Origin of the sequence: Frateuria hangzhouensis, assembly GCF_026410505.1 — a bacterium.
Taxonomy (GTDB): domain Bacteria; phylum Pseudomonadota; class Gammaproteobacteria; order Xanthomonadales; family Rhodanobacteraceae; genus Frateuria_A; species Frateuria_A hangzhouensis.
The window spans coordinates 200,346-224,601 of record NZ_JAPMIU010000004.1 but is presented as its reverse complement, the minus strand read 5'-3'; the positions used below and the strand labels follow the sequence as shown (position 1 = coordinate 224,601).

Annotated in this window: 24 protein-coding genes; 9 read left to right on the top strand and 15 right to left on the bottom strand. The window is 69.1% G+C overall.

All coding sequences use genetic code 11. The features are described 5' to 3' along the window. Positions 1-204: 204 nt before the first annotated feature. Entirely contained in the window at positions 205-1,677 is a 1,473-nt protein-coding gene (locus OSC30_RS06345) for an AAA family ATPase (protein WP_267171004.1), read from the top strand. 246 nt (positions 1,678-1,923) lie between these two features. After that, a complete protein-coding gene (locus OSC30_RS06340; RefSeq protein WP_267171003.1) occupies positions 1,924-2,817 on the top strand; it encodes a manganese catalase family protein in 894 nt (297 codons plus the stop codon). Positions 2,818-2,894: 77 nt separating this feature from the next. On the opposite strand, the gene OSC30_RS06335 is transcribed toward OSC30_RS06340, so the two are convergent. The 4 genes from OSC30_RS06335 to OSC30_RS06320 all read right to left on the bottom strand — a co-directional run bounded on the left by OSC30_RS06335 (position 2,895) and on the right by OSC30_RS06320 (position 6,219). Beyond that, positions 2,895-3,671, bottom strand: coding sequence for a ZIP family metal transporter (locus OSC30_RS06335; RefSeq protein ID WP_267171002.1), 777 nt, complete (start codon positions 3,669-3,671; stop codon positions 2,895-2,897). 189 nt (positions 3,672-3,860) lie between these two features. Continuing rightward, on the bottom strand, positions 3,861-4,898 hold the full coding sequence (locus OSC30_RS06330) for a YheT family hydrolase (protein WP_267171001.1): 1,038 nt from the start codon (positions 4,896-4,898) through the stop codon (positions 3,861-3,863). After that, positions 4,895-5,689, bottom strand: coding sequence for a lysophospholipid acyltransferase family protein (locus tag OSC30_RS06325; protein WP_267171000.1), 795 nt, complete (start codon positions 5,687-5,689; stop codon positions 4,895-4,897). Before OSC30_RS06325 ends, OSC30_RS06330 begins: the two co-directional genes overlap by 4 nt. 53 nt (positions 5,690-5,742) lie before the next feature. Then, the gene (locus tag OSC30_RS06320) at positions 5,743-6,219 is read right to left on the bottom strand and encodes an Lrp/AsnC family transcriptional regulator (RefSeq protein ID WP_267170999.1); all 477 of its coding nucleotides are present in this window, start codon (positions 6,217-6,219) and stop codon (positions 5,743-5,745) included. Between the two features lie 148 nt (positions 6,220-6,367). Here OSC30_RS06320 and phhA point away from each other — a divergent pair, with 148 nt between their 5' ends. Continuing rightward, the gene (gene phhA, locus OSC30_RS06315; RefSeq protein ID WP_267170998.1) at positions 6,368-7,261 is read left to right on the top strand and encodes a phenylalanine 4-monooxygenase; all 894 of its coding nucleotides are present in this window, start codon (positions 6,368-6,370) and stop codon (positions 7,259-7,261) included. Between the two features lie 228 nt (positions 7,262-7,489). On the opposite strand, the gene OSC30_RS06310 is transcribed toward phhA, so the two are convergent. From OSC30_RS06310 to OSC30_RS06270, 9 genes are all read right to left on the bottom strand, one after another. Continuing rightward, on the bottom strand, positions 7,490-8,134 hold the full coding sequence (locus OSC30_RS06310) for a GDSL-type esterase/lipase family protein (protein ID WP_267170997.1): 645 nt from the start codon (positions 8,132-8,134) through the stop codon (positions 7,490-7,492). A gap of 76 nt (positions 8,135-8,210) precedes the next feature. Continuing rightward, on the bottom strand, positions 8,211-8,897 hold the full coding sequence (locus OSC30_RS06305) for an RES family NAD+ phosphorylase (RefSeq protein ID WP_267170996.1): 687 nt from the start codon (positions 8,895-8,897) through the stop codon (positions 8,211-8,213). Positions 8,898-9,097: 200 nt separating this feature from the next. Next, positions 9,098-9,490 (bottom strand): MbcA/ParS/Xre antitoxin family protein, encoded by a 393-nt coding sequence (locus OSC30_RS06300; RefSeq protein WP_267170995.1) that lies wholly within the window; start codon positions 9,488-9,490, stop codon positions 9,098-9,100. A gap of 208 nt (positions 9,491-9,698) precedes the next feature. Then, positions 9,699-11,456: a DUF885 domain-containing protein gene (locus tag OSC30_RS06295; RefSeq protein WP_267170994.1), complete on the bottom strand. Its 1,758-nt coding sequence runs from the start codon at positions 11,454-11,456 to the stop codon at positions 9,699-9,701. Between the two features lie 113 nt (positions 11,457-11,569). Next, a complete protein-coding gene (locus OSC30_RS06290) occupies positions 11,570-12,271 on the bottom strand; it encodes a helix-turn-helix transcriptional regulator (RefSeq protein ID WP_267170993.1) in 702 nt (233 codons plus the stop codon). Positions 12,272-12,397: 126 nt separating this feature from the next. Continuing rightward, positions 12,398-13,024 carry a glutathione S-transferase family protein gene (locus tag OSC30_RS06285; protein ID WP_267170992.1) on the bottom strand — a complete coding sequence of 209 codons (627 nt, stop codon included), beginning with the start codon at positions 13,022-13,024 and terminating at the stop codon, positions 12,398-12,400. A 12-nt stretch (positions 13,025-13,036) separates the two neighbouring features. After that, complete coding sequence (locus tag OSC30_RS06280; RefSeq protein ID WP_267170991.1) at positions 13,037-13,441, bottom strand: GFA family protein; 405 nt, start codon at positions 13,439-13,441, stop codon at positions 13,037-13,039. Continuing rightward, positions 13,438-14,175 carry an NIPSNAP family protein gene (locus OSC30_RS06275; RefSeq protein WP_267170990.1) on the bottom strand — a complete coding sequence of 246 codons (738 nt, stop codon included), beginning with the start codon at positions 14,173-14,175 and terminating at the stop codon, positions 13,438-13,440. Before OSC30_RS06275 ends, OSC30_RS06280 begins: the two co-directional genes overlap by 4 nt. Before the next feature lie 166 nt (positions 14,176-14,341). Beyond that, complete coding sequence (locus tag OSC30_RS06270; protein ID WP_267170989.1) at positions 14,342-14,950, bottom strand: DJ-1/PfpI family protein; 609 nt, start codon at positions 14,948-14,950, stop codon at positions 14,342-14,344. Positions 14,951-15,171: 221 nt separating this feature from the next. On the opposite strand from OSC30_RS06270, the gene OSC30_RS06265 reads away from it, so the two are divergent. Both OSC30_RS06265 and OSC30_RS06260 read left to right on the top strand, forming a co-directional pair. Beyond that, positions 15,172-16,188 (top strand): class 1 fructose-bisphosphatase, encoded by a 1,017-nt coding sequence (locus tag OSC30_RS06265; protein WP_267170988.1) that lies wholly within the window; start codon positions 15,172-15,174, stop codon positions 16,186-16,188. A gap of 107 nt (positions 16,189-16,295) precedes the next feature. After that, positions 16,296-17,192 (top strand): patatin-like phospholipase family protein, encoded by an 897-nt coding sequence (locus tag OSC30_RS06260; protein WP_267170987.1) that lies wholly within the window; start codon positions 16,296-16,298, stop codon positions 17,190-17,192. 27 nt (positions 17,193-17,219) lie between these two features. Here OSC30_RS06260 and OSC30_RS06255 read toward each other — a convergent pair whose 3' ends face one another. Then, a complete protein-coding gene (locus tag OSC30_RS06255; protein WP_267170986.1) occupies positions 17,220-17,396 on the bottom strand; it encodes a hypothetical protein in 177 nt (58 codons plus the stop codon). A 270-nt stretch (positions 17,397-17,666) separates the two neighbouring features. Here OSC30_RS06255 and OSC30_RS06250 point away from each other — a divergent pair, with 270 nt between their 5' ends. Next, positions 17,667-19,352, top strand: a complete 1,686-nt coding sequence (locus OSC30_RS06250) for an ABC1 kinase family protein (RefSeq protein WP_267170985.1) — start codon at positions 17,667-17,669, stop codon at positions 19,350-19,352. A gap of 126 nt (positions 19,353-19,478) precedes the next feature. On the opposite strand, the gene OSC30_RS06245 is transcribed toward OSC30_RS06250, so the two are convergent. Continuing rightward, positions 19,479-20,564 carry a PA0069 family radical SAM protein gene (locus OSC30_RS06245; RefSeq protein WP_267170984.1) on the bottom strand — a complete coding sequence of 362 codons (1,086 nt, stop codon included), beginning with the start codon at positions 20,562-20,564 and terminating at the stop codon, positions 19,479-19,481. Positions 20,565-20,673: 109 nt separating this feature from the next. On the opposite strand from OSC30_RS06245, the gene acs reads away from it, so the two are divergent. The 3 genes from acs to OSC30_RS06230 all read left to right on the top strand — a co-directional run bounded on the left by acs (position 20,674) and on the right by OSC30_RS06230 (position 24,178). Continuing rightward, the gene (gene acs, locus OSC30_RS06240; RefSeq protein WP_267170983.1) at positions 20,674-22,614 is read left to right on the top strand and encodes an acetate--CoA ligase; all 1,941 of its coding nucleotides are present in this window, start codon (positions 20,674-20,676) and stop codon (positions 22,612-22,614) included. Between the two features lie 136 nt (positions 22,615-22,750). Further along, positions 22,751-23,392, top strand: a complete 642-nt coding sequence (locus tag OSC30_RS06235; RefSeq protein ID WP_267170982.1) for a 4'-phosphopantetheinyl transferase family protein — start codon at positions 22,751-22,753, stop codon at positions 23,390-23,392. 42 nt (positions 23,393-23,434) lie between these two features. Beyond that, the gene (locus tag OSC30_RS06230; protein WP_267170981.1) at positions 23,435-24,178 is read left to right on the top strand and encodes a pyridoxine 5'-phosphate synthase; all 744 of its coding nucleotides are present in this window, start codon (positions 23,435-23,437) and stop codon (positions 24,176-24,178) included. Positions 24,179-24,256: the final 78 nt, after the last annotated feature.

Genomic DNA, 24,256 nt, shown 5'->3' with positions numbered 1-24,256 from the left:
CAGGCCATCGTGCGAGCAACCCGTAGGAGCCCACGTGTGGGCGATGCTCTGGGGCCGGTCCGATCGCCCACAAGTGGGCTTCTGCATGAACGACCCCGGTCGGCCTGGCCATGCCGTGATGACCGCGACCTCGCAGCGCATCGAGCCGGCAGGCGGTGCAGGATCGCGGCTCCTGCTACCGTACCGGGCTCGCAAGGGGGAACGATGAGCGAACTGGACGACCTCACCACGCTGGTCCGCGCGGCCACGCCGCTGCTGGTGATCGAGACGGTGGACGAGCAGCGGGTGATCGAATGCTTCCGCCACGTGATCGGCCAGGCGCTACGGCCGCTGTGGCGCTGGACGCTCACCGACGGTCTGGGCCGCCTGGATTTCGCCCAGCCCGGCGCCGAGGTCGCACCGGATGCCAGCGCCACGCTGGAGGCGATCCGCGCTGCCGACGAGCGCGGCATCTACCTGCTGTTCGATTTCCATCCGTTCCTGCGCTACGCGATGAGCCTGCGCCAGCTGCGCGAGATCGTGCAGCGGCATCGCAGTGCCGCGCACACGATCGTGCTGGTTGGCGCCATGATCGAACTGCCGCCGGCGCTGGAAGCGCTGGCCATGCGCGTGCCGCTGGCGTTGCCGGGACTGAAGGAACTGGCCGGGATCCTGCGTGGCGAGGCGGCCGCCTGGCAGCGCGAACAGGGCCGCCGGCTGGAGGTCGACGGCGACGCGGCGCGCACGCTGGTGCGCAACCTGGTCGGGCTGTCGGGACCGGACGCGCGGCGCATCGTGCGCAAGCTGATCTACAACGATGGCGCGCTGGGCGCGGCTGACCTGCCCGAGCTGATGCGCGCGAAGTTCGACCTGCTCAACCGCTCCGGCCTGCTGCATTACGAATACGCCACCGCCAGCTTCGCCGACGTCGCCGGCGTGTCCCGGCTCAACGCCTGGATACAGCGCCGGCGCGCGGTGTTCCTGGATCCGGAGCCGGCGCTCGATCCACCCCGTGGCGTGCTGTTGCTGGGCGTGCAGGGCTGCGGCAAGAGCCTCGCGGCCAAGGCCACCGCCGGCGGCTTCGGCGTGCCGCTGGTACGGCTGGATTTCGGCACGCTCTACGACAAGTACCAGGGCGAAACCGAAAAGAACCTGCGCGAGGCGCTGGCCAGCGTCGAGTTGCTCTCGCCCTGCGTGCTGTGGATCGACGAGATCGAGAAGGGCCTGGCCAGTGGCGGCGGCGAGGACGGCGGCGTCTCGCGCCGGGTGCTGGGGTATCTGTTGACCTGGATGGCCGAACGCAAGGCCAAGGTATTCGTGGTCGCCACGGCCAACGCGGTCGACCAGTTGCCGGCCGAACTGCTGCGCAAGGGCCGCTTCGACGAGATCTTCTTCGTCGACCTGCCTACGGCCGAAGCGCGCGCGGCGATCTTCGAGCTGCACCTGAAACGCCGTACGCTCGATCCAGCGAGCTTTGACCTGCCGGCGCTGGCCGCCGCCAGCGAAGGTTTCTCCGGCGCCGAGATCGAACAGGCCATCGTCAGCGCCCTCTACGACACCGCCGGCAGCGGTGCGCCACCCGACCAGGACGCGTTGTGCCAGGCGATGGCGCAGACCCGGCCGTTGTCGGTGCTGATGCGCGAGCAGGTCCAGGCCCTGCGCGCGTGGGCGCGCGAACGCTGCGTCCCCGCCGACTAGCGACGTAGGGTGGGCTTCAGCCCACCAGACCACCCTGCCGGCCTGTCGCTGGTGGGCTGAAGCCCACCCTATGGGCCCGCGCGGCCTGCAAATGTTGCAGCAAAGCGCAAATCTTGCTCCCTTCCCAGCCGCGATCGCCCAGCAAAACTCCGCCCGTGGCCGGGGCACGCTTCTTGCGGCTCCCGGACGTCCTCGCGGCCGGTGCCCCGTGCCGGTCGTCTTCCCCGCAGACGACAAGGATCTCCCATGTTCGCTCACAACAAACGCCTGCAATACACAGTGCGGGTTGCCGAATGCAACCCGGCGCTGGCCAATCTCATGCTCGAACAGTTCGGCGGCCCGCAGGGCGAACTCGCCGCGGCGATGCGCTACTTCACCCAGGCGCTGGCCGAGGACGACCCCGGTCGCAAGGACATGCTGCTGGACATCGCCACCGAGGAGCTCAGCCATCTGGAGGTGATCGGCACCATCGTGGGCATGCTCAACAAGGGTGCCAAGGGCAAGCTGGCCGAGGGCGCCGAGGAACAGGCGCAGGCGTTCCGCGAGCTGCAGGGCGCCGGCAACGACTCGCACGTGACCCAGGTGCTCTATGGCGGTGGCCCGGCACTGACCAATTCCGGCGGCCAGTTGTGGACCGCCGGCTACATCGATTCGATCGGTGAGCCGACCGCGGACTTGCGCTCCAACATCGCCGCCGAGGCGCGCGCGAAGATCATCTACGAGCGGCTGATCAACCTCACCGCCGACCCCGGCGTACGCGATGCGCTGGGCTTCCTGATGACGCGCGAGATCTCGCACCAGCAATCGTTCGAGAAGGCGCTGTACGCGATCCAGCCGAACTTCCCGCCGGGCAAGTTGCCCGGCAAGCCGGAATTCGCCAACGTCTACGTCAACACGTCGCAGGGCGAAGGCGACATGCGCGGGCCTTGGAACAGCGACGAGAACTTCCAGTTCCTCAGCGATCGCGAGAAATTCCTGGCGATGGATGGCGGCAGCGGCATGCCGGAGGTGTCGCTGGACAAGCAACAGCAGGCCACGCTGATGCAGATGGCCAAGCGCACGCGCTCGGATCCGTCGAGCAACCCGGAAACCGGCGCCGACCTGGGCAGCGGCACGGGCCCGCAAGGCACCCGCCACTAACTCGACCGTAAGGTGGCCTTCAGCTCACCTTTCCCGCGAGGGGTGGTGGGCTGAAGCCCACCCTACGTTGGCTTTGCTCAGCCGAAGGCGGTGTCCAGCAGCATCATCAAGACGAACCCCACCATCAGCCCGCCGGTGGCGAAGTGCTCGTGCCCCTGCCGATGCGATTCGGGGATGATCTCGTGGCTGACCACGAACAGCATCGCCCCGGCGGCGAAGCCCAGGCCCACTGGCAGCAGCATCGGGTAATCGATCACCACGCCGGCGCCGATCAGCGCGCCGACCGGCTCGATCAGCCCGGACGCCATTCCCACCGACACCGCCCAGCGGCGACCGTAACCGGCGGCCATCAGCGCGATCGCCACCACCAGGCCTTCGGGCAGGTCCTGGATGGCGATGCCGGTGGCCAGCGCCACGCCGTGCGCCAGGCCCGGCCCGAACCCGACGCCGATCGCCAGCCCCTCGGGCAGGTTGTGCAGGCAGATGGCGAACACGAACAGCCATGCGCGCTTGAGCCGCAGCGAGGGATGGCCTTCGGGCCCCTTGATGAAGTGTTCGTGCGGCAGCACGCGCTCGAGCAGTACCAGTGCCGCGGCGCCGACGAGGATTGCCATGCCGACCAGCGCGCCGGCGGCCAAGGGTCCCTGGCCCTGCCGCTGTGCTTCGTGGATGCCCGGCAGCGCCAGCGAGAACGCGCTGGCTGCCAGCATCACACCGGCGCCGAAGCCGAACATGGTGTCCTGCGTGCGCTGGTCGATGTGCCGCGCGAACACCGCCGGCACGGTGCCCAGCGCGGTGGCGGCGGCGCCCGCGCAGCCGCCCAGGCACGCGGCGACAACCGGGGTCAGCGCCATCCGGGGGTCCTGCGCAGCGGTGGGGGTGGGTGCGTGGCGGGCATGCGGTACCTGCACGGGGTCAGGTGGACCAGCATGGCGCCGCGTCGGCGCGGGCGGCGTGAACGACGGCGCCGACGATCGGCCGTGCCCCGGAGCGTGGTGCGCATGGGCGCCGCGCGCACCCCAGGCGGACGCGCCTGCAAGGGCCTACGAAGACAGGGCGCGTTCGAAGTCCGGCTTGCCCGCGGCGATGGCGTTGAAGCGCGCGGCGATGTAGTCGTCGGTGAAACTGATCATGTTGCGGCCGCCGATGAAACCGCAATGGCCGCCATGCTCGGCGATGTCCAGCTCCACGTTGGGCGGCAACTCCATTTGCTCGAACGAGCTCACCGGGATCACCGGATCGTCGCGCGCGGTGAGGATGGTCGCGGGGATGGTCAGCGACGACAGCGCATCGTGTCCCACCGAATAGCCGTCCAGATAGGCCTGCAGCGAGCCGAAGTCGGTATGCCGCAGCACCAGCGATTCGGTCAGGCCGCGCAGGCTCTGCTTCAGTTCCTTCAACTCGAAGTATTGCTGTTGCGGAAACGCCTTCTGCTTGGTCTTCAGCGAGTGCCGCCACTTGTGCATGAAGTACGCCTGGTAGATCCAGGGCGCGGTCTCCTCCAGCGAAAACAGCCCTTCGCTGGCGTCGATGATCGGGCACACCGCCAGCGCGTAGTCCAGCGGGACGCCGGCCGCCGGCGAGCGCAGCGCAGCGCGCAGCGCGAAGTTGCCGCCGAGCGAGAAGCCGGCCAGCGCGGTGATCGGCCGCGGCCAGCGGCGGGCGATGTCACCCAGCGCGTGCACGACCTCGTCGATGCGGCAGGAGTGGAACAGCGCCTCGTTGAGGTGATGGCTGGCGCCGTGGTCGCGGAAGTTGAGCCGGAACACGTCCCAGCCATCGCGCAACAGGCGGCTGCCGGTCTGCAGCACGTAGGTCGAATCGACACTGCCTTCCCAGCCGTGGAACAGCACCGCCAGGCCGCGCCCTTCGCGTCCCGTGCGCTGCGCCGTGAACGCGCCGGTCAGGCGCACGCCGCCGCCACCGTCGACCACCACCTGCTCGGCGCCCTCGAGCACCGCGCGTGCGCTGCGCGGCAACAGCAGCCGGCGCACGCCGCTGGAGGAGAGCATGGTCTGTACGTGGCCGCTGGTCAGCGGCCAGGGGGGACGGAAATCCTTTCCGCTCGGCAACGCGCTCATGCGTGCCGGTCTTCCAGGGCCACGCCGATGCGCTCGCGCGACAGCTCCGCCATGCGCCGGCGCGCGTCGGGCATCGCCGGTACCGGCGCGAGGAAATGCACCTCGGCGTCCAGCGGCGCCTGGCCGAGCAGGCGCACGACGTTGGCCAGGAAGCTTTCGCCCTCGCGGAAACCGGCGTCGACCACGCGCCTGCCGTGGCGTGCAAAGCGCAGCGCCACCGGCTGAACCGGCACCGGCGCATCCAGCGCGGCCTGGAAGATGCGTGCGTGGAACACCTTGAGCACGCCGTTGTAACCGGTGCCGCCTTCGGGAAACGCCGCCACCGAACGGCCGCTGCGCAGCCGCTCGACCATCGTCTGCATCACCACCGCCAGCGAATGGTTACTGCCGCGGCGGTGGAAGATGGTGCCGCCGGTGGCCGCCATCCAGCCGACCAGCGGCCAGCGCGCGATCTCGGCCTTGGCCACGAAGCAGGCCATCCGCTGCGAGTGCAGCAGCTCGATGTCGATCCACGAGGTGTGGTTGGCGACGAACAGCACCGGATCGGGCAACGGCTTGCCTACCCGCACCGAGCGCAGGCCGAAGATGCGCATCAGCATGGACGACCACCAGCGCGTCATGCGGTGGGCGAACGGCTCGCGACCGTCGACCATCACCCGGTGCCGGTTCCAGCTGAGGATGCCCGCGCACAGGAGTATGCCGAGCAGGATGTGCAGCAGCAGCAGCGGTACCCGCCACAGATAGCGCAAGGCGCTCAAAGGGTCGCGGGTGGGGGTCGTGGCGGTATCCATGAGCGGGTTAGTTTAGCGTTTTCATCCGTGCAGGCGCGCGCCCGATCCGCCCCTCAGGCTTCCAGCTGGCCCAACGGCAGCGAGGGCGAACGCTTCACCGTGCGCAGCACGAAACTCGAGTTGGCGTCGGCCACCCCGGCGTCGTTGAGCAGCCGATCCAGCAGGAAGCGCGAAAAGTGCGGCAGATCGGCCACGTACACGTGCAGCAGGTAATCCATGTCGCCGGTCAGCGCGTGGCAGGCGACCACCTCCTCCCAGCCTTCGACCTTTTCCACGAAGCGCTCGATCGCGCCGGCCTCGTGCCGCGCCAACTGCACCCGCACGAACGCCTGCAGGCCTAGCCCCACCGCTTGCGGGTCGATCTGCGCCGCGTAACCGGTAAGCACGCCCTCAGCCTCCAGCCGCTGCAGCCGGCGCAGGCAGGCCGAGGCCGACAGGCTGACCCGCTCGGCCAGCTCGGCGTTGGTGATGCGCCCTTCCCCCTGCAACACAGCGAGCAGGCGCAGGTCGGTGCGATCGAGCTTGGGCATGGCAGCTTGCTCCGTATTTTATTTCTCTTGCGCACGAATCATGCGCGGTATCACGATGGTTTCACAACAAATGCAACCTTCGTGCGGCCTGAGCGGCGTATTCTTGAGGCTCGAGAGCGCATCGCGCCACGCACTTCCCGGAGCCGCCATGTCCACTGCCAGCCCCCGCAAAGTCGAACACCAGCAGACCGACCGCGGCTACGTGCCGGTCTATGCCACCGGCGTGGTCGAGCAGCCGTGGTCGGGCTACACCCGCACCGATCACGAGGTGTGGGACACGCTGTTCGCGCGCCAGTGCGAGATGCTGCCGGGCCGCGCCTGCCAGGAGTTCCTCGACGGCGTGGCCAAATTCGGCCTGGGCGATGGCGGCATCCCGAAGTTCGCCGACATCAACCAGGTGCTGGCCAAGGCCACCGGCTGGGAGCTGGTGGCGGTCGAGGGCCTGTTGCCGGACGAGGTGTTCTTCGACCACCTGGCCAACCGCCGTTTCCCGGTGAGCTGGTGGATCCGCAAGCCCGACCAGCTCGACTACCTGTCCGAGCCGGACCTGTTCCACGACCTGTTCGGCCACGTGCCGCTGCTGCTCAATCCGGTCTTCGCCGATTACATGCAGGCCTACGGGCGAGGAGGCATGAAGGCCTTCGCGATCGGGCCCGAGGCGCTGATGAACCTCACCCGCCTGTACTGGTACACGGTCGAGTTCGGGCTGATCGCCACGCCGCAGGGCATGCGCATCTACGGCGCCGGCATCGTCAGCTCCAAGGGCGAGTCCATCTACAGCCTGGATTCGGACGCGCCCAACCGGATCGGCTTCGAGCTTGCGCGCGTGATGAGCACGCGCTACCGCATCGACACCTACCAGCAGACCTATTTCGTGATCGACAGCTTCGAGCAGTTGTTCGAGGCCACCACGCCGGACTTCGCCCCGATCTACGCGCGCCTGCGCGAACAGACGCCGCACGCGGCCGCCGACGTGCTGGAGGGCGATCGCGTGCACCACCGCGGCAGCCACGAAGGCTTCGCCACCAACGCCGATACCTGAGATGCAGGGTGGGCTTCGACCACCTGCCCTGAGCAGATACGGCGCGCGCACGCCGGCGCACAGCGTCTACCTGCCCCTGCAGGGAACCTCGAACAACTCCCTTCGGGCGATGCTTTTGCAGGAGCCCACTTGTGGGCGATGCCCCTGCGCCTGATTGCACCGCCAAAAGCATCGCCCACAAGTGGGCTCCTGCAGTGGGCGTTCCTGTAGGAGTGCACAGGTGCGCTCCTACAGAAAGCCCCTTCTGGCCAGCCAGTCGCGCGCCACGCCGGTCCATAGTGCGTAGCCCTCGGCGTTGAGATGCAGCCCGTCGTCGTCGAACCAGCGGGGCTCGGCCTCGCCGTCGGCGCCGAGCATCGGCGCATGGATGTCCAGGTAATCCACGCCACGAGCCTGCGCGCAGGCACGGATCAGCGCGTTGGCCGCGCGGATCCGCGGCAGCTGCCTGCGGCGCGAAAGATTGGGCTTGATCGAGAGATAGGCGAACGGTACCTCCCCCGCCCAGCGCCGCGCCTGGGTGACGAACGCGCCGAAGGCATCACGTACCTGTTCGGGCGACTTGCCATCGGCCAGGTCGTTGCCGCCGGCGTACATCACGATGGCGCCGGGCCGGTAGGGTCCGACCAGTTGTTCGGCGAAGTAGACGCTGTCGGCGATTTCCGAACCGCCGAAGCCACGGTTGATCGTCGACAGCTCCGGGAAGTCGGCCGCCAGCGTGTGCCACAGGCGGATCGAGGAGCTGCCGACGAACAGCACCGCGTGGGCGGGAGGCTGCTCGAGCCGGTCGATCGCCGCGAAGGCCGCGATCTCGCTTTGCCATTCGATGAATTCGGCGGCCTCGCCGCCGGACGGGGATGTGGGGGAATCGAGCATGCCACCTCCGCGCAAGGGTGATATCCGACCCTAGGCGGGTGGCGGTCAATGTGGCGTTGGCGGACTGGAGTGCGGGCTACGGTCGCTTGAGCTCGCTTACTTCGAGCACCTGCGCGATGCGCGCACCGTCCCAGCGGTAGATGAAATGTTGTGCCTGCACGCACGGCGCCACCACGTCCGGATAGAACGCGGCCACGCACTCGCCGCCGGCGTGGCGCGCGCTGTCGTAGACGATGCCGCTGGAACCGGTCGTACGCAGCGTGCGGGCCAGCGCCACGCTGGCGGCGTAATCGCGCGGGTCGTGCGCCGCCGGCCAGCCGCCGCGCAAATCGTGCAGCTTGCAGTCGAGGCTGGTGCGGTAGCAGCGCATCTCGATCTCGCAGGCCGGCTCGGCGGTGGCGGCGAGGAACAGCTCGCGGTGGTAGACGGTTTCCTCCACCGCGGTGGCCACGCTGTGCGCGGCGTAGAACACGCCCCAGCTGCCATCGGAGAATCGGCTGCCCTGCGGGTTGAGGTGGGTGAAGGCGGCCATCACCGGCGTGCTGCCCGGGCCGCCGATACGCCGCTGCGGTGGCACCAGCTTCAGCGCACCGGCTTCCTCGCGCAGGCGCGGATTGGTCATCGCCTCGATGGCGAACAGCGCATCCAGGTCCGCCGGATCGGCGATGCGGTCGAACACGCCCACCGGCGGAAAGCGGCTGGGCACGATGCGGTACGCATGGCTCCAGCGGACGCGCTTGATGGGCGGCAAGTCAATGGACATCTCGGCTCCGGATCGCTTCCTCCCCTGCCTGCACGGGAGAGGTCGGGAGGGTGCGCTTGAACTGTATCGCCAGCCCGGGTGACCTCCTCCCGGCCTCCCGCTGCTTTGCAGGAGCCAAGCATGGCAGCGGGAGGTCTCGCCGCACGCGACCTGGGTCTCCGGACCAGCTCCCTCTGCTTGCAGGGGAGGGTGCCCTCGGTTCAGCCGCGCTGCGCATCCAGATACTGGCGCACCACGTAAAGGTCGCCCACGTTGCCCGAGAGCATGCGCTCGAGCGCCGAGTGGCCACCGAACAGCGGCGCCTGGTTGGGCTTGCGCAGCCAGGCGTCGGCCAGGGCCGGGTCGGGGAACAGGATCTGCAGCGACTTCCAGATGCCGAGCAGGTAGCTGATCCGCTCGATCACATCGCGGCCGGGGTTGCCGTCCTGGTCGCGCTTCCATTTGAAGAAGGTCGATTCGGCCGGTTCGCCGAGCAGGCGGCGCTGTTCGGAGATGCGCAGTTTCCAGTGCCCGGCCAGGCGGAAAAAGGAGCGTAGCGCCGGGCCGCCGAGGTCGTCGGCAGGAGCCTGTTCGGGACGGGGATGGGCCAGCATGCGGACTCTCCTGTTGGAGTTCGCAAACATTTTACTGCAAATATGCAGTACCCGCCAACCGCCCCGATTCTGCAGGAGCGCCCGTGCACGACCGGGATGCCGTGGCGGTCGCGCACAGGCGCGCCCCTACAGGGGAACTGCATCGCGTAGGGTGGGCTTTCAGCCCACCATTTCGCACTGCCGCGGTGGGCTGAAGCCCACCCTACAGTTACTTGCAATCGCAACCGTAGTCGGGCTCCGGGCCACCTTCGGCGATAAAACGCTCGATGCGCTTTTCCAGCACCGGCAGCGGCACCGAGCCCAGCTGCAGCACGGTGTCGTGGAAGTGGCGCAGGTCGAACTTCGCGCCCAGTGCGTGCTCGGCCTTGCCGCGCAGCTCGCGGATCTTCAGGTACCCCAGCTCGTAGGACAGCGCCTGCCCCGGCCAGCTGATGTAACGGTCCACCTCATTGGCGATCTCGCGCGCGGAGAGCGCGGTGTTCTGTGTCAGGTAGTCGATCGCCTGCTGGCGCGTCCAGCCCAGGTGGTGGATGCCGGTGTCGACCACCAGCCGGCAGGCGCGCCACATCTGGTAGGTGAGGTAGCCGAAGCGCTGGTAGGGCGTCTTGTAGATGCCCATCTCCCGGCCCAGGTATTCCGAATACAGGCCCCAGCCCTCGCCAAAGGCGGAGATGTAGCTTTCGCGGCGGAACGCCGGCTGCCCCTGCTGCTCGGCGGCCAGCTCCAGCTGCAGCGCATGGCCGGGGTAGGACTCGTGCAAGGTCAGCGCCGGCATGTTGAACAGCGGGCGCGACGGCAGGTCGTAGGTGTTGACCAGGTACGCATCCGCACCGCCGCGGCCGGAGGTGTAATACGGCGCGATGTCGGCCGGTACCGGCACGATGGCGAAGCGCGCGCGCGGCAGATGACCGAAGAAGCGGCTCATCTGGCCGTCCACTTCCTTGGCGACCCAGGCGGTGCGCCGCAGCAGTTCTTCCGGGGTCTTGGCGTAGAACCGCGGGTCGGTGCGCAGGTACTGGAGGAACGCGGGAAAGTCGCCCTTGAAGCCGCTCTCCTTCATGGTCTGCAGCATCTGCGCGTGGATCATCGCCACCTGCTCCAGGCCGATCTTGTGGATCGCGTCGGGGTCCAGGTCCAGCGTGGTGTATTCGCGGATCTGCTGGCGGTAGTAGGCCTTGCCGTCGGGCATCGCCTCGGCCGCCAGCGTGGTGCGCGCGTGCGGCACGTAGGTCTGGCGGAAAAAGGTCAGCAGCCTCGCGTACGCGGGAATCACCTCGTCGCGGATGCGCCGCAAGGCCTCGCCGCGCATCGCCTGCGCCTGGTCGACGGGGATCGCCCCGGGCATCTGCTTGAACGGCTTGTAGAAGCTGCTGGCGGTGGGATCCTTCAGTTCCGCCACGGCGGCGATCGAGGCATCGCGCCCGTCCAGCACCGCGCGCGGTACGCTGAAGCCGCGCTTCAGGCCCAGCCGCATGTTGGCGACCTGTTGCTCGAAGTAGGCGGGGATCTGCGCCAACCGGTCGAGGTAGCGACGGTAGTCGGCGGCCGTGCGCAGGTGGTCGCCGCCCAGCTCATAGCCGATGTCGCTCCAGAACGCCGAATCGCTGTTGAAGGGCATCTGCCAGGCCTTGAAGCGCTGGCCGGCCAGCAGGTTGGCGATCTGCGCGTGGTAGATGGCGTAGTTGACCTGGTTCGCCGGCGACAGCTGCCCGGCGTCGATCGCCTCCAGGCTGGCCAGTACGCCCTGCCACTTCTCCAGCCGCTGCTGCTGGCTGTGCGCATCGACGTTGTCCAGCCGGCCGTTGTTCGGCTGCGGCTCGCCCGACGCGCTGATGTCGCCCTGCCCCGTACGCCAGGCCCACTCGTGGGTGTAGATCGTCTTGAAGCGGTCGTCGGCATCGTTGGCGTGCACGACCGGGGCGAGCAACAGGCCCGCGGCCAACAGGCCGCCCAGCAGGTGGTTCATGGGGAGCTCCTTGCGAGGGAATGCGGTGATCATCGCAAAGAAGACGTGCGGGTGAATGCACTGCCGCCGAATCGGGATCTCCGGTGTGGGCCCTTCGACTCCGCCTGCAAGCCTCAGACCCCGGCGTAATAGCCGCGCATGGCATCCAGATAGGCGTCCAGGTTGCGCCCCTCGCTCATCGCGAAGCGCTCGCCGGTCTCGTCGAACTGGTCGATGCGGTCCGGCCGGAAGTTGCGGAACGCGCCGCGCAGGCGGCACCAGCTGCCCAGCGTCCACTTGCCGCCCCAGAACGCCAGGCACAGCGGCTCGACGTCGCGCGTGCTGGTCTGGCCCGCTTCGTCGCGGTAGACCAGCCGCAGCACGAGCTGGCCCTCGATCGCCGCGTGCAGGCGGTCGATCCGTGCGGCGAAGGCCAGCTTCATCTCGTCGCGGTAGACCGGCGCGTAGATGCGCGTGCGTCCGGCGCGTTCGCGCAGCTCCGGCGGCAGCACCGCCTCGATCTTCATCAGCGCGGCCTGCGCGCCCTGGGCCAGGCGTTCACCGGCGAAGGCACGCACGAAACGCGTGCCGACCACCAGCGATTCGAGCTCTTCGGCGGTGAACATCAGCGGCGGGATGTCCGCGCCCTTGCGCAGCACGTAACCGACGCCGACCTCGCCCTCGATCGGCACGCCGGAGAGCTGCAGGTCGGCGACGTCGCGATAGACCGTGCGCAGCGACACGCCCAGCGTCTCGGCGAGCGAGCGCGCCTGCAGCGCGGTGCGGCGACCGCGCAGGGCATGGATGATGAGGAACAGGCGATCGGCGCGGCGCATGCGGGCATGATCGCCGAGGCGCGGCGCGCGGGCCACCCCGCCGCGATGCATCGGGCGCTCGCCGCTCCCCGGTCCTCTTCTCCGGCGGGGCCGGAGGAGAAGGAGCAGGCGCGGCGCCGTGCGAGGTCAACCCTGGCTGGCGAGGAACCCGGCATCCTTCGCCTCGGCCCGCTGCATCGCCGGGCGCGCGCGCACCCGGTCGATGTACGCGCGCACCGGCGGCGTATCGGGAACCAGCTTGAACATCGTGGTCCAGTGCAACGCGTTACCCCACAGCACGTCGGCGGCCGTGAAGCGCTCGCCGAGCAGCCAGGGCCCGGGCGTGAGCTGGGCGACGAGGGTGTCGAGTACTTCCTGCCAGGTGCCGTAGGGCGAGGTCGCGTGCGGCGCCGGGTCGCGCTGCATGGAATGGTCGACCAGCGCCGGCTCGAAGCAGGAGCCGTAGAACACCATCCAGCGCAGATACGTGCCGCGCAGTGGATCGCCGATGGCCGGTGCCAGGCCCGCCTGCGGGTACAGGTCGGCCAGGTACATCATGACCGCCGGCTGTTCGGTGACCATCACCCCGTCGTGGCGGATCGCCGGTACCTTGCCCAGCGGATTGAGCGCCAGATAGGCCGGATCGCGCTGCGTGCCGGCCTTGAGGTCGAGCAGGTGCAGGTCGTAATCCACGCCCAGCTCTTCGAGCAGCGCCAGGGTGCCGCCCGAGCGCGATTGCGGCGCGTGGAAAAAGGTGACTTTCGATGGGCTCATGCGTGCGGCTCCTTAGAGATAGCTGGTTTCCGACGGCGAATTCGCCCAGTTGTCGTGGCGCCCGTCGAAATAGCGTACCGGCGCTTCGGCCAGTTCCTGCGAGGTGGCGTCGTCCAGGCAGGCCAGGTTGACGCTGACGAAGTCGCCACCCAGTTGCTCCAGGTGACCGCTGGCGAACGGCTGGATGCCGCAGTGCCGGCAGAAGCGGTAATGCAGGCTGAGGCTGCCGAACTGGTAATCGGCCAGTGACGCTTCGCCGTCCAGCAGGCGGAAGGCCGCCGGCTTGACGATCGCGGCCCAGCGGCGTGTCTTGCTGCACATCGAGCAGTTGCAGCGGCCGGTGCCGGCGGCCAGGTCGATGTCGGCGGCGAAGCGCACCGCGCCGCAGTGGCAGCTGCCGTGATAGGTCTTGGTCATGCGTGCTCCCGGGGTGCGCAGGTCGTTGGGATGCCGCGCAGCAGCGAACGCGGCGCGGGTGCCAGGCGCAGGATCTGCGGCATGGCGTCAAGGCGATGGATCCACGCATCGACGACCGGGTCGAGCGCCGCCATGGCCTGGTGGCGCGCCTGTGCCGGCGCGTCGACAAAGGCGGCGAACCAGACGAACACGCTTTCGCCCTCGCGCACCGGCAGCCGCGGGAAGGTATTGCGTGCCGGCTCGGTGAGGAACTGCGCCAGCATCGACGCACCGAGCCGTTCCAGCACCGGCCGCACCTGCGCATCGAAGTGGCGCGCCAGCGCGGCGGCGTTGCCCGGCGGCAGCGGGCAGATGGTGGCCGTGAGCAGGCCCGCGCTCGCGTGTTCGCCAGGCGCGGGCCGGGCCAGCGCATGCAGCGCGAAGGCCTGGACCGGTCGCAACAGCAACACGTCGTCCGAATCGAGCATGGTGGCGTTGGCCGCCTCGCGGTGCGCGCGCCAGACCGGGCCGTCGTAGAACGACGCCAGCGCCGCGGCGCGCGCCTCCATGTTCTCGAAGCTGCGCAACCAGACGAAGCGGTCCGGATCGTCGAGGTCGCGGAACTGCCCGGGCAGGCGCATGCCGAGCGCCTCCTGCGACTCGACGAACTCGCGCTCGAACAGCTCGACCAGCCGGTCGCGCTGGCCCGGGCGCAGCGTGTACTGGCGCAGCTCGAACACCTCGTGGCCGCTCACGGGCGCTTCCCGCATAGCGCACCCAGCAACGCAACGAGCGTGAGTCGACGGTGCGGCGGCGCCAGCGCGGGAGGCGGTGGTGCCCCCTCCACCAGACGATTGCGTGCGCCCAGCGGACCATAGGCGCCGGCGACGCGTTGCAGGATCGGATGCATGGTGTGGCTCCTCATGCGGCCGCCGCCGTGCCTACGCACCACGGTGGCAACTGGGCGTGTTTGAACAGGCGGTACCAGTGCTCGCGGTCGGCCGGGGCATAGAGGTCCAGCGTGCGGATCACCTCGTGCGCGAACTCCACGCTGCCCAGGTGGCTGGCGGTGATGGTGCCGCCGTCGCTGACTGCCAGCACCGAGGCGTCGTACTGCCCGCTGCCGGCGTAGCCGGGTACCTGCGCGTCGATATGCCCGGCCCAGTTGCCGGTGTGTCGGCAGCCGTCGAGCAGGCCGGCGCGGGCCAACGCCAGCACGCCGCTGTCGATCCCGGCCACCACCGAGCCGGCACCGTGCAGATGGCGCAGCGCGGCCACGGCCGAGGCCCCTTCGCCGCGCTGCCACAGGTGGCCGCCGGGCACCAGGGCGAGCGCCGCACGCGCAAAGTCCAGCTCGGCCAGGCTCAGCTCCGGTTGCACCGTCAGCCCGCCCATCGACAACACCGGCGCGCGGGTGAACCCCACTGTCGCCACCTGCCAGTCGCCCGGGCGGCGCACTTCGCACAGGGCCAGCGCTGCCTGCCAATCGGCAAAACCGTCGAACACCAGGAAATAGATCGTGTCGCGCATCGCCATCGCCTCCGTTGCAAGGTGGGCAGGATGCGCCGGGGCTGCTGCCAGCGTGATGTCAGTAGTGGGGCAAATCGCGTGCGCCATCGCGGACGGCCGCTCCCCTGCCTGCAGGACAAGGAGCCAGGAGCTGTACGCGCTCGCAACGCGCGCTCGCGATTCACGGCCTGCGCTTGCCGCAACGCTCTAGAATGCGCGTTCCTTCCTGCCACGGACCCGACATGAAGCCTGTCTCGCTGATCCAGTTCCTGATCGAGGAACGCCGCGCCGGCCACATCAACGCCGAGCTGTCGCTGTTGATCGAGGTGGTCGCGCGCGCCTGCAAGCGCATCGCGGTGGCCACCAGCAAGGGCGCGCTGGGCGGCGTGCTGGGCAATGCCGGCAGTGACAACGTGCAAGGCGAGGCGCAGAAGAAGCTGGACGTGATCTCCAACGAGATCCTGCTGGAAGCCAACGCCTGGGGCGGCCACCTGGCCGCGTGCGCGTCGGAGGAAATGGAAGACCCGCAGCCGATCCCCGACATGTATCCGAAGGGCAACCACCTGCTGCTGTTCGATCCGCTGGACGGCTCGTCCAACATCGACGTGAACATCTCCGTCGGCACCATCTTCTCGGTGCTGCGCTGTCCGGAGGACGTGGTGCAGCCGAAGGTCGAGGACTTCCTGCAACCGGGCACGCGGCAGCTGGCCGCCGGCTACGTGGTCTATGGCCCGGCCACGCTGCTGGTACTCACCTTCGGCCACGGCACCCATGAGTTCACGCTGGACCGCGAGGTGGGCAGTTTCATGCTGAGCCGGCGCGACATCCGCATCCCCGAGCAGACCGGCGAGTTCGCCATCAACATGTCCAACCAGCGCCACTGGGAAGCGCCGATGCAGCGCTACGTGAGCGAACTGCTGGCCGGCAAGGAAGGCCCGCGCGGCAAGGATTTCAACATGCGCTGGGTGGCCTCGATGGTGGCCGACGTGCACCGCATCGTGACCCGCGGCGGCGTGTTCTTCTATCCGCTGGACGCCAAGATCAGGGCCCAGGGCGGCAAGCTGCGACTGATGTACGAGGCCAATCCGATGGCCTTCATCGTCGAGCAGGCCGGCGGCGCGGCTACCACCGGCCGCGAGCGTATCCTGGAGTTGCAGCCGACCGGCCTGCACCAGCGCGTACCGGTGTTCCTCGGCTCCCGGGGCGAGGTGGAGGTGGCCACGCGCTACCACCGCGAGGCCGACGTCGCCTACGCCTGAGCCGGCAGGCGGCAGGCGGCAGGCGCCCGTGCGCTTGCCGCGGCCCGCCCCGGTTCCGCCACCGCGCTGCCGCAAGCTCTCCGCTCCATTCCCTGCCGATGCCTCCGATGGCCCAACGCTTCCGCTTCCTGCTGCTTCTCGCCGTCGCCCTGGCCGGCTGCGCGCCCGTGCGCACGCCGCCACCGGTAGCACCCGCGGCGCCGCGCAAGCTGGTGATCGGCCTGGCGCTCGGCGGCGGTGCGGCCAAGGGCTTCGCGCACATCGGCGTGATCAAGATGCTGCAGGCCAACGGCATCGAAGCGGACGTGGTCGCGGGCACCAGCGCCGGCAGCGTGGTCGGCGCGCTTTACGCCAGCGGCATGGATGCCTTCGCCATGCAGCAGGCGGCCATTGCACTGGACGAGGCCTCGATCCGCGACGTACGGCTGTTCGGTGGCGGCCTGGTGCAGGGCCGCAAACTGCAGGACTACGTCGACGACCTGGTGCACCAGCGCCCGATCGAGCGGCTGCAGCGACCCTTCGCAGCGGTCGCCACCGAGCTGGAGAGCGGCCGCCGCACCGTGTTCCGGCAAGGTGGCACCGGCCGCGCCGTGCGCGCCTCCTGCAGCGTTCCCGGCGTGTTCGAGCCGGTGGCGATCGGCGCCCGGCACTACGTCGACGGCGGCGTGGTCAGCCCGGTGCCGGTGGACGCCGCGCGCGAGCTGGGCGCGGATTTCGTCATCGCGGTGGACATCTCTGCGCGCAGCGACGGTAGCCTGCCCGACGACATGCTGGGCATCGTCGGCCGCTCGGTGACGATCATGGGCCAGCACCTGGGCGCGCAGGAGCTGGCGCGCGCCGACATCGTGATCCGACCCGACGTGGCCGGCATCGGCGCCACCGATTTCGCACAGAAGGACCGCGCGATCATGGAAGGCGAGAAGGCTGCGCTGGCGGCGATGCCGCTGCTGCGGGCGCGACTGGCTGGCGCGCGACAGGCGCCGACGCCGGTCGCCGTGCACTGACCGCAGGCCGCGCCGAAGAGGGCCGGTCTAATTCGGCGGATCGCGCCGCTGGGTGTGCTTGACCGCGCCCAGGATACCCAGCCCGAACACCACGATCACCCCGGCGCCGATCCATGGCAGCGGCACGTGCATCAGCCAGGCAACGTAGGCCAGGCCGGCGATCAGCACGAGGATGCCGAGCAGGTAGAGCGAGAACGAGGACATCGCTTGGGCTCCGGAACGGGTTCCCGGCAAGCAGAACGGCTCGGCGATCACCGGCGCGTGAAACCGACGGGTGCACCCTTCGACGTCGGGCTGCGGCCCGTGCCCAGGGAGAACGACGAAGGGGGCCCTGCATGCGGGCTCACCATGTGCGGATGGTGCGCGGTCCTCCCGCTGCCTCGCATTGATCCGGCCGCGCTGCCTTGACGCCCTGTTGCCGCCCTCCACTCCACGCTGCGTCGATCGCCAGACCACAGCGTGGAGCCCGAAGGCGTGAACGAAACCAGCCGTCTGTCCCGCTATGCCCGGATCGGTGCGTTCCTCCTGCGCTACCGCAAGGCCGGGTTGTTCAGCGGGCTCGAACTGGACATCCAGGAGGCCGCGCTGGCCGACGAGGAAGACGCGGTCAAGCCGGGTCAACCAAAGCAGTTCGTCGATGACCTCGAAGCACTGGGGCCGACCTTCATCAAGGTCGGCCAGGCGCTGTCGACGCGCCCGGACATGGTGCCGGCGCCCTACATCGCGGAACTGGAGCGGATGCAGGACGATGTCGCACCGGTGCCGGTGGCCGAGGTGCGCGTGATCGTCGAGGCGGAACTGGGCGCGCGCATCGGCACGCTGTTCGCCGACTTCGACGACGAACCGCTGGCCGCCGGTTCGATGGCGCAGGTGCACGCGGCCGTCCTGCACGACGGGCGCGAGGTGGTGCTCAAGGTGCAGCGGCCAAACATCGCCCAGACCCTGCGCGAGGATCTGGCGATCCTGGAGAAGCTGGCCGGCGCCGCCGACCGCATGACCGACGTCGGCCGCCGCTACGGCTTCGCCGCGCTGGTCAACGAGCTGCGCCACAGCCTGGCCAACGAGATCAACTTCGAGCTGGAGGCGGAGAACCTGCGCCGCTTCGCCGAGAACCTGCGCGGCTACGATCTGCTCTACGTGCCGCTGCCGCTGGCCGACTTCACCACCACCCGCGTGCTCACCATGCAGCGCGTGCGCGGTATCAAGGTCACCCACATCCCCGCGCTGCGGCGCGTCGACCACCCGCTGCAGGAGCAGGCCAGGGAGCTGCTGCGCGCCTATCTCGACCAGGTGTTCGTGCACGGCCTGGTCCACGCCGACCCGCACCCGGGCAACGTGCTGCTGATGGAGGACCACCGGCTGGCGCTGTTCGACCTGGGGATGGTGGTGCGGTTGGTGCCCCGCACGCGGCACCGGCTGCTCAAGCTGATGTTGGGCGCGATCTCGGGCAACGGCGACCAGGTCGCCGAGATCAACGAGACCATGGGCACCGCGCTGGAGGACTTCCGCCACAACCTGTACAAGCGCCAGGTCGAGCAACTGGTGGCCAGCTACGTCGGCCTGCACAACTCCAGCCGGCAATTCTCCGAGGGCCGGCTGGTGCTGGAACTGGCCCGCGTGGGCGCATCCTGCGGGCTGCGGCCGCCGGCGGAGCTCAGCATCCTGGGCAAGACCCTGCTCAACCTCGAGGCGGTCACCGCCGCGCTCGACCCGACCCTCGATACCCGCCGCGTGGTCGAGGACCACCTGCAGAAGGTGATGCGGCGGCAGGCGCTGGGCACGCTCTCCCCGGCCAGCCTGGCCAGCGAATGGCTGGACATGCAGGAGCTGGCGCGGCACACCCCGCAGCACGTCGCGGCGATCCTGCGCACGCTGGCGCAGAACCGCCTGCGCGTGCGCGTGGACGGGCTGGAGGAGTCGCACATGATGGAAAGCCTGCAAAAGATCGCCAACCGCATCAGCACCGGCCTGATCATCGCGGCGCTGGTCGTCGGCGGCGCGCTGACCGCGCGCATGCAGACCGGGCCAATGCTGTTCGGGCTGCCGATTCTCTCCACGCTTTTCATCATCGCGGCGGGGGCGCTGGGGCTGAGCCTGATCGTCAGTGCGCTGCGGCGTGACGGCAAGGTCGAAAGAGCGGCAAACCGGCCGCCGGATTGACGCGCCGCCCTTCTTTGCTGCCTTGTAGGAGCCCGCTTGCGGGCGATGCCCTTACGACGCCGGAGCCGCAGAGCATCGCCCGCAAACGGGATCCTACAGGGGATATGGCAGGCGCGCGGCGATGCGTCAGAACAGATCACCCTGGGGCGAGGCTTCCCGCGGCGGCATGAAAAGCGAAGTGTCGAGCTCGAGCTCGCGCGCGCGCCCGTAACCATGCCGATGGCAGGCCACCTCGAAGCGGCGCTTGAGCAGCTGCGCGAACACGCCCTGCCCGCGCATGCGGGTACGGAAGTCGCTGTCGTAGTCGCGCCCGCCGTTCATCTGCTGGATCAGGCTCATCACGTGGGCGGCGCGCTGTGGCGCGTGCAGCGCCAGCCATTCGCGGAACAGCGCCTTCAATTCGTAGGGCAGCCGCACCACGGTATAGCCGGCGCAACGTGCGCCGGCGGCGTGGGCCTGCTGCAGCACCGCCTCCAGGTCGCCATCGTTAAGCGCGGGGATGATCGGCGCCACCAGCACGCCCACCGGCACGCCGGCACCCGCCAGCGCCGCGATCGCCTGGATGCGCCGATGGGGCGCGCTTGCGCGCGGTTCGAGCTTGGCCGCCAGGCGGTTGTCCAGTGAGTTGACCGAGACGAACACCTGCACCAGCCGCTCGCGCGCCATCGCGGCGAGCAGATCCAGGTCACGCTCGACGAGCGCGTTCTTGGTGACGATGGTGCACGGATGGTGGCACTCGGCCAGCAACTCCAGCGCGGCGCGGGTCAGCCGCCAGCGCTTCTCCACCGGCTGATACGGGTCGGTGTTGCTGCCGATGTTGATCGGCTTGGGCAGGTAGCCGCGCTTGCCCAGTTCCGCGCGCAGCACCTCGGCAAGGTTGCCCTTGGCACGCAGCCGGGTTTCGAAATCCAGACCCGGCGAAAGATTGAGGTAGCCGTGCGAAGGGCGCGCGTAGCAGTAAATGCAGCCGTGTTCGCAGCCGCGGTAGGGGTTGATCGCCTGCTCGAAGCCGATGTCGGGCGAGTCGTTGCGGCTGATCACGCTGCGCGCGCGTTCCTCGGTGACCTCGGTGCGGGGCCGCGGGGCCGCCTCGTCCAGCAGCGCGCTCTGCCAGCCGTCGTCTTCGGCGTGGTGGCGCACGCTCTCGAAACGCCCCTCCGGATTGGAGGCGGCGCCGCGACCCTTGATGGCATGCGGGGGTGGCTCGGACATCCCGGCAATCTAGCGCGCCTCCGTCTCAGCCGGCGCGACCTGACGCAGCCTTGCCGCGGCGAGGCTACACTCGGACGTCCAAAACCGCATTCACCGAGGAGATGCCCCCATGTCCACGCTCCATCCGGTCCAGGCTGCCTTTGCCGAGAAGGCGCGCATCGGCAAGGCCGACTACGAGCGGCTGTACGCCGAGTCGGTGCGTGATCCGGCGGCTTTCTGGGCCGGCGTCGGCAAGCGCCTGGACTGGGCGAAGGCGCCGACGCGGATCAAGGACGTGTCGTTCGATCCGGCCGACCTGCACATCCGCTGGTACGACGATGGCGCGCTCAACGTGGCGGCCAACTGCCTTGATCGGCACCTGGCCGAGCGCGGCGACAAGACCGCGATCATCTTCGAGGGCGACGACCCGGATGAATCGCGTCGCATCAGCTACCGCGAGCTGCATGCCGAAGTGTGCAAGTTCGCCAACACGCTGAAGCATCTGGGCGTGTCCAAGGGCGACCGCGTGGCGATCTACCTGCCGATGATCCCGGAGGCGGCGGTGGCGATGCTGGCCTGCGCGCGCATCGGCGCGATCCATTCGGTGGTGTTCGGCGGCTTTTCGCCCGACTCGCTGGCCGGACGCATCGCGGACTCGCAGTGCAAGCTGGTGGTCACCGCCGACGAAGGCATGCGCGGCGGCAAGCACATCGCGCTCAAGGCGAACGTGGACGCCGCGCTGGAACGGCCCGGCACCACCAGCGTGGAGACCGTCATCGTGGTCCGCCGCACCGGCGCGTCGGTGCCAATGCAGTCGCCACGCGACCGCTACTGGCATGTGCTGATGGAAGGCCAGAGCGCCGACTGCCCGGCCGAGCCGATGGAGGCGGAGCACCCGCTGTTCATCCTCTACACCTCCGGCTCCACCGGCAAGCCCAAAGGCGTGCTGCATACCTCGGCCGGCTATCTGGTGTTCGTCAGCTACACCCACGAGTGCGTGTTCGACCTGCGCGAGGACGACGTCTACTGGTGCACCGCCGACGTCGGCTGGGTCACCGGCCACAGCTACGTGGTGTACGGGCCGCTGGCCAACGGCGCAACCACGGTGATGTTCGACGGCGTGCCGAGCTACCCCGACTGCAGCCGCTTCTGGCAGGTGATCGACAAGCACAAGGTGACGCTTTTCTACACCGCGCCCACCGCGATCCGCGCGTTGATGCGCGAAGGCGAGGCGCCGGTGAAGAGGACCTCGCGCGCGTCGTTGCGCCTGCTCGGCACGGTCGGCGAGCCGATCAACCCCGAGGCGTGGGAATGGTACTGGCGGGTGGTCGGCGACGAGCGCTGCCCGGTGGTCGACACTTGGTGGCAGACCGAGACCGGCGGCATCCTGATCAGCCCGCTGCCTGGCGCGATCGACGCCAAGCCGGGTTCGGCCACGCTGCCGTTCTTCGGCGTGCAGCCGGCGATCGTCGATGCCGCCGGCCAGATGCTGCAGGGCGCGGCCGAGGGCAACCTGCTGATCACCGATTCCTGGCCGGGCCAGATGCGCACGGTGTACGGCGATCACCAGCGCTTCATCGACACCTACTTCAGCGCCTACCCGGGCAACTACTTCACCGGCGACGGCGCGCGCCGCGATGAAGACGGTTACTACTGGATCACCGGTCGCGTGGACGACGTGATCAACGTCTCGGGCCACCGCATCGGCACGGCCGAGGTGGAAAGCGCGCTGGTGGCCCATCCCAAGGTGGCCGAGGCGGCCGTGGTCGGCTGTCCGCACGAGATCAAGGGCCAGGGCATCTACGCCTACGTGACCCTGGTCGCCGGCGAGGAGGGCACCGACGAACTGCGCAAGGAGCTGGTGGCCTGGGTGCGCAAGGAGATCGGTCCGATCGCCACGCCGGACTACCTGCAGTGGGCGCCATCGTTGCCCAAGACCCGTTCGGGCAAGATCATGCGGCGGATCCTGCGCAAGATCGGCGAGAACCGGCCCGACCAGCTGGGCGACATCTCCACGTTGGCCGATCCGGGCGTGGTGCAGAAGCTGGTCGACGAACGGCTGGTCAAATAGGGCTCCTTGCAGGCGCGCCCTAGCGCGCGACCGCTCTCCACGATGCGCGAAGGATGTGCGGCATTGCGGTCGCGCCCAAGGGCGCTCCTACAAAGCCGCCGGTTCGTTGTGCGCCGGCAGGTGCTACCGTCCGTGCATGCCGATCCCGCCGTCCGACATCCCTGCCATCGCCACCGAGCTGGATGACGACGCGCTCCACGTGTGGAGACTGCCCTACGACCGGAGCCGGGGCCGCGCGCCGTTGCTCGGCCTGTTGGGCGGCTATCTGGGTGTGCCGGCCGATGCAGTGCGGCTGGTCGCGGGCCCGCACGGGCGGCCGCAACTTGCGCCTGCGCCGGGACAGACGCTGGACTTCAATTGGTCGCACAGCGGCGATTGCGCGCTGGTGGCCCTGGGCCACCGGATAGCGCCGGGGATCGATGTGGAACGCCGCCGCGCGCGGCCGCGCGTGCTGGAACTTGCGCAACGCTATTTCGATCCGGCCGAGAGCGCGTGGCTGGCCGAGCAGCCGGCCGAGCGGCGTGACGAAGCGTTCCTGGCGCTGTGGACCGCCAAGGAGGCTGTGTTGAAGGCGCTCGGCCGCGGACTGGCGTTCGGCCTGCATCGGCTCGCGATCGACTTCGGATCGGGAGCGCCGCGGTTGCAGCGGTTGGAGCACGACGATGCCGGCGCCTGGCAATTGCGGGAGTTGGCGATCGAACAAGGATACGTGGCCTCGCTTGCCTGGCGCGGCGCCGGGCGCCACGTGCATCGATGGGTACTTGCCGACGCCGGTTGATCGGCGCAGTGTTGCCGGTCCCGTTCCCGCGAAGCGGTGCCCATGACCCTGCTCAGCGTCAACCTCAACAAGATCGCCGTACTGCGCAACTCCCGCGGCGGCACCGAACCGGACATCCTGCAGGCAGCGCATACCTGCATCGAGGCGGGATGTGGCGGCATCACCGTGCATCCGCGGCCGGACCTTCGCCATGTCCGGCCGGACGACGTGCGTGCGCTGGCCGCGATGCTGCGCGGCAAGGTCGAGTTCAACATCGAGGGCAACCCGTTCGCGCCGCCGCGTGGTGCGTATCCGGGCCTGGTCGCGCTGGCGCGCGAGGCACGGCCGGCGCAGGTCACGCTGGTGCCGGACAGCGATGGTCAGATCACCTCCGACCACGGCTTCGACCTCACCGCCGAGGGCGACCGGCTGCGGCCGCTGGTCAGCGAACTGCGCGATCTGGGCTGCCGCGTGAGCCTGTTCGTCGATGCCGGCGCGCAGGGGTTCGAGCGGGCCGTGGCGATCGGGGTGGAGCGCATCGAGATCTATACCGGCCCGTATGCCGAGGCGTTCGCCGAAGGCGATGCCCGCATCGCACTGGCCGCCTGCGCGGACACCGCGCGTAACGCGCAGCGGGCGGGACTGGCAGTCAATGCCGGGCACGATCTCAACCAGGCCAACCTGGGCGGCTTCAAGGCGGCGATCCCGGGGCTTGCCGAGGTGTCGATCGGGCACGCGCTGATCGGCGAGGCTCTGTACGACGGCCTGGCACCGACCGTGCGCCGTTACCTGCAGATCCTGCGCTGACTACGCCGTGGACTCGTAGGGTGGGCTTCAGCCCGCCGCCTTTCACCGGCGCCGCCATGGTGGGCTGAAGCCCGCTCT

Excerpts from the sequence above, each read along its gene's own strand:
- OSC30_RS06260 (WP_267170987.1), top strand. The coding sequence starts at position 16,296 with ATGGCCCAACGCTTCCGCTTCCTGCTGCTTCTCGCCGTCGCCCTGGCC.
- OSC30_RS06290 (WP_267170993.1), bottom strand. The coding sequence starts at position 12,271 with ATGCGCCGCGCCGATCGCCTGTTCCTCATCATCCATGCCCTGCGCGGT.
- OSC30_RS06340 (WP_267171003.1), top strand. The coding sequence starts at position 1,924 with ATGTTCGCTCACAACAAACGCCTGCAATACACAGTGCGGGTTGCCGAA.
- OSC30_RS06235 (WP_267170982.1), top strand. The coding sequence starts at position 22,751 with ATGCCGATCCCGCCGTCCGACATCCCTGCCATCGCCACCGAGCTGGAT.
- acs (WP_267170983.1), top strand. The coding sequence starts at position 20,674 with ATGTCCACGCTCCATCCGGTCCAGGCTGCCTTTGCCGAGAAGGCGCGC.
- OSC30_RS06295 (WP_267170994.1), bottom strand. The coding sequence starts at position 11,456 with ATGAACCACCTGCTGGGCGGCCTGTTGGCCGCGGGCCTGTTGCTCGCC.
- OSC30_RS06320 (WP_267170999.1), bottom strand. The coding sequence starts at position 6,219 with ATGCCCAAGCTCGATCGCACCGACCTGCGCCTGCTCGCTGTGTTGCAG.
- OSC30_RS06345 (WP_267171004.1), top strand. The coding sequence starts at position 205 with ATGAGCGAACTGGACGACCTCACCACGCTGGTCCGCGCGGCCACGCCG.
- OSC30_RS06285 (WP_267170992.1), bottom strand. The coding sequence starts at position 13,024 with ATGAGCCCATCGAAAGTCACCTTTTTCCACGCGCCGCAATCGCGCTCG.
- OSC30_RS06325 (WP_267171000.1), bottom strand. The coding sequence starts at position 5,689 with ATGGATACCGCCACGACCCCCACCCGCGACCCTTTGAGCGCCTTGCGC.
- OSC30_RS06305 (WP_267170996.1), bottom strand. The coding sequence starts at position 8,897 with ATGTCCATTGACTTGCCGCCCATCAAGCGCGTCCGCTGGAGCCATGCG.
- OSC30_RS06270 (WP_267170989.1), bottom strand. The coding sequence starts at position 14,950 with ATGCGCGACACGATCTATTTCCTGGTGTTCGACGGTTTTGCCGATTGG.
- OSC30_RS06300 (WP_267170995.1), bottom strand. The coding sequence starts at position 9,490 with ATGCTGGCCCATCCCCGTCCCGAACAGGCTCCTGCCGACGACCTCGGC.
- OSC30_RS06330 (WP_267171001.1), bottom strand. The coding sequence starts at position 4,898 with ATGAGCGCGTTGCCGAGCGGAAAGGATTTCCGTCCCCCCTGGCCGCTG.
- OSC30_RS06310 (WP_267170997.1), bottom strand. The coding sequence starts at position 8,134 with ATGCTCGATTCCCCCACATCCCCGTCCGGCGGCGAGGCCGCCGAATTC.
- OSC30_RS06280 (WP_267170991.1), bottom strand. The coding sequence starts at position 13,441 with ATGACCAAGACCTATCACGGCAGCTGCCACTGCGGCGCGGTGCGCTTC.
- OSC30_RS06245 (WP_267170984.1), bottom strand. The coding sequence starts at position 20,564 with ATGTCCGAGCCACCCCCGCATGCCATCAAGGGTCGCGGCGCCGCCTCC.
- OSC30_RS06265 (WP_267170988.1), top strand. The coding sequence starts at position 15,172 with ATGAAGCCTGTCTCGCTGATCCAGTTCCTGATCGAGGAACGCCGCGCC.
- OSC30_RS06335 (WP_267171002.1), bottom strand. The coding sequence starts at position 3,671 with ATGGCGCTGACCCCGGTTGTCGCCGCGTGCCTGGGCGGCTGCGCGGGC.
- phhA (WP_267170998.1), top strand. The coding sequence starts at position 6,368 with ATGTCCACTGCCAGCCCCCGCAAAGTCGAACACCAGCAGACCGACCGC.
- OSC30_RS06230 (WP_267170981.1), top strand. The coding sequence starts at position 23,435 with ATGACCCTGCTCAGCGTCAACCTCAACAAGATCGCCGTACTGCGCAAC.
- OSC30_RS06255 (WP_267170986.1), bottom strand. The coding sequence starts at position 17,396 with ATGTCCTCGTTCTCGCTCTACCTGCTCGGCATCCTCGTGCTGATCGCC.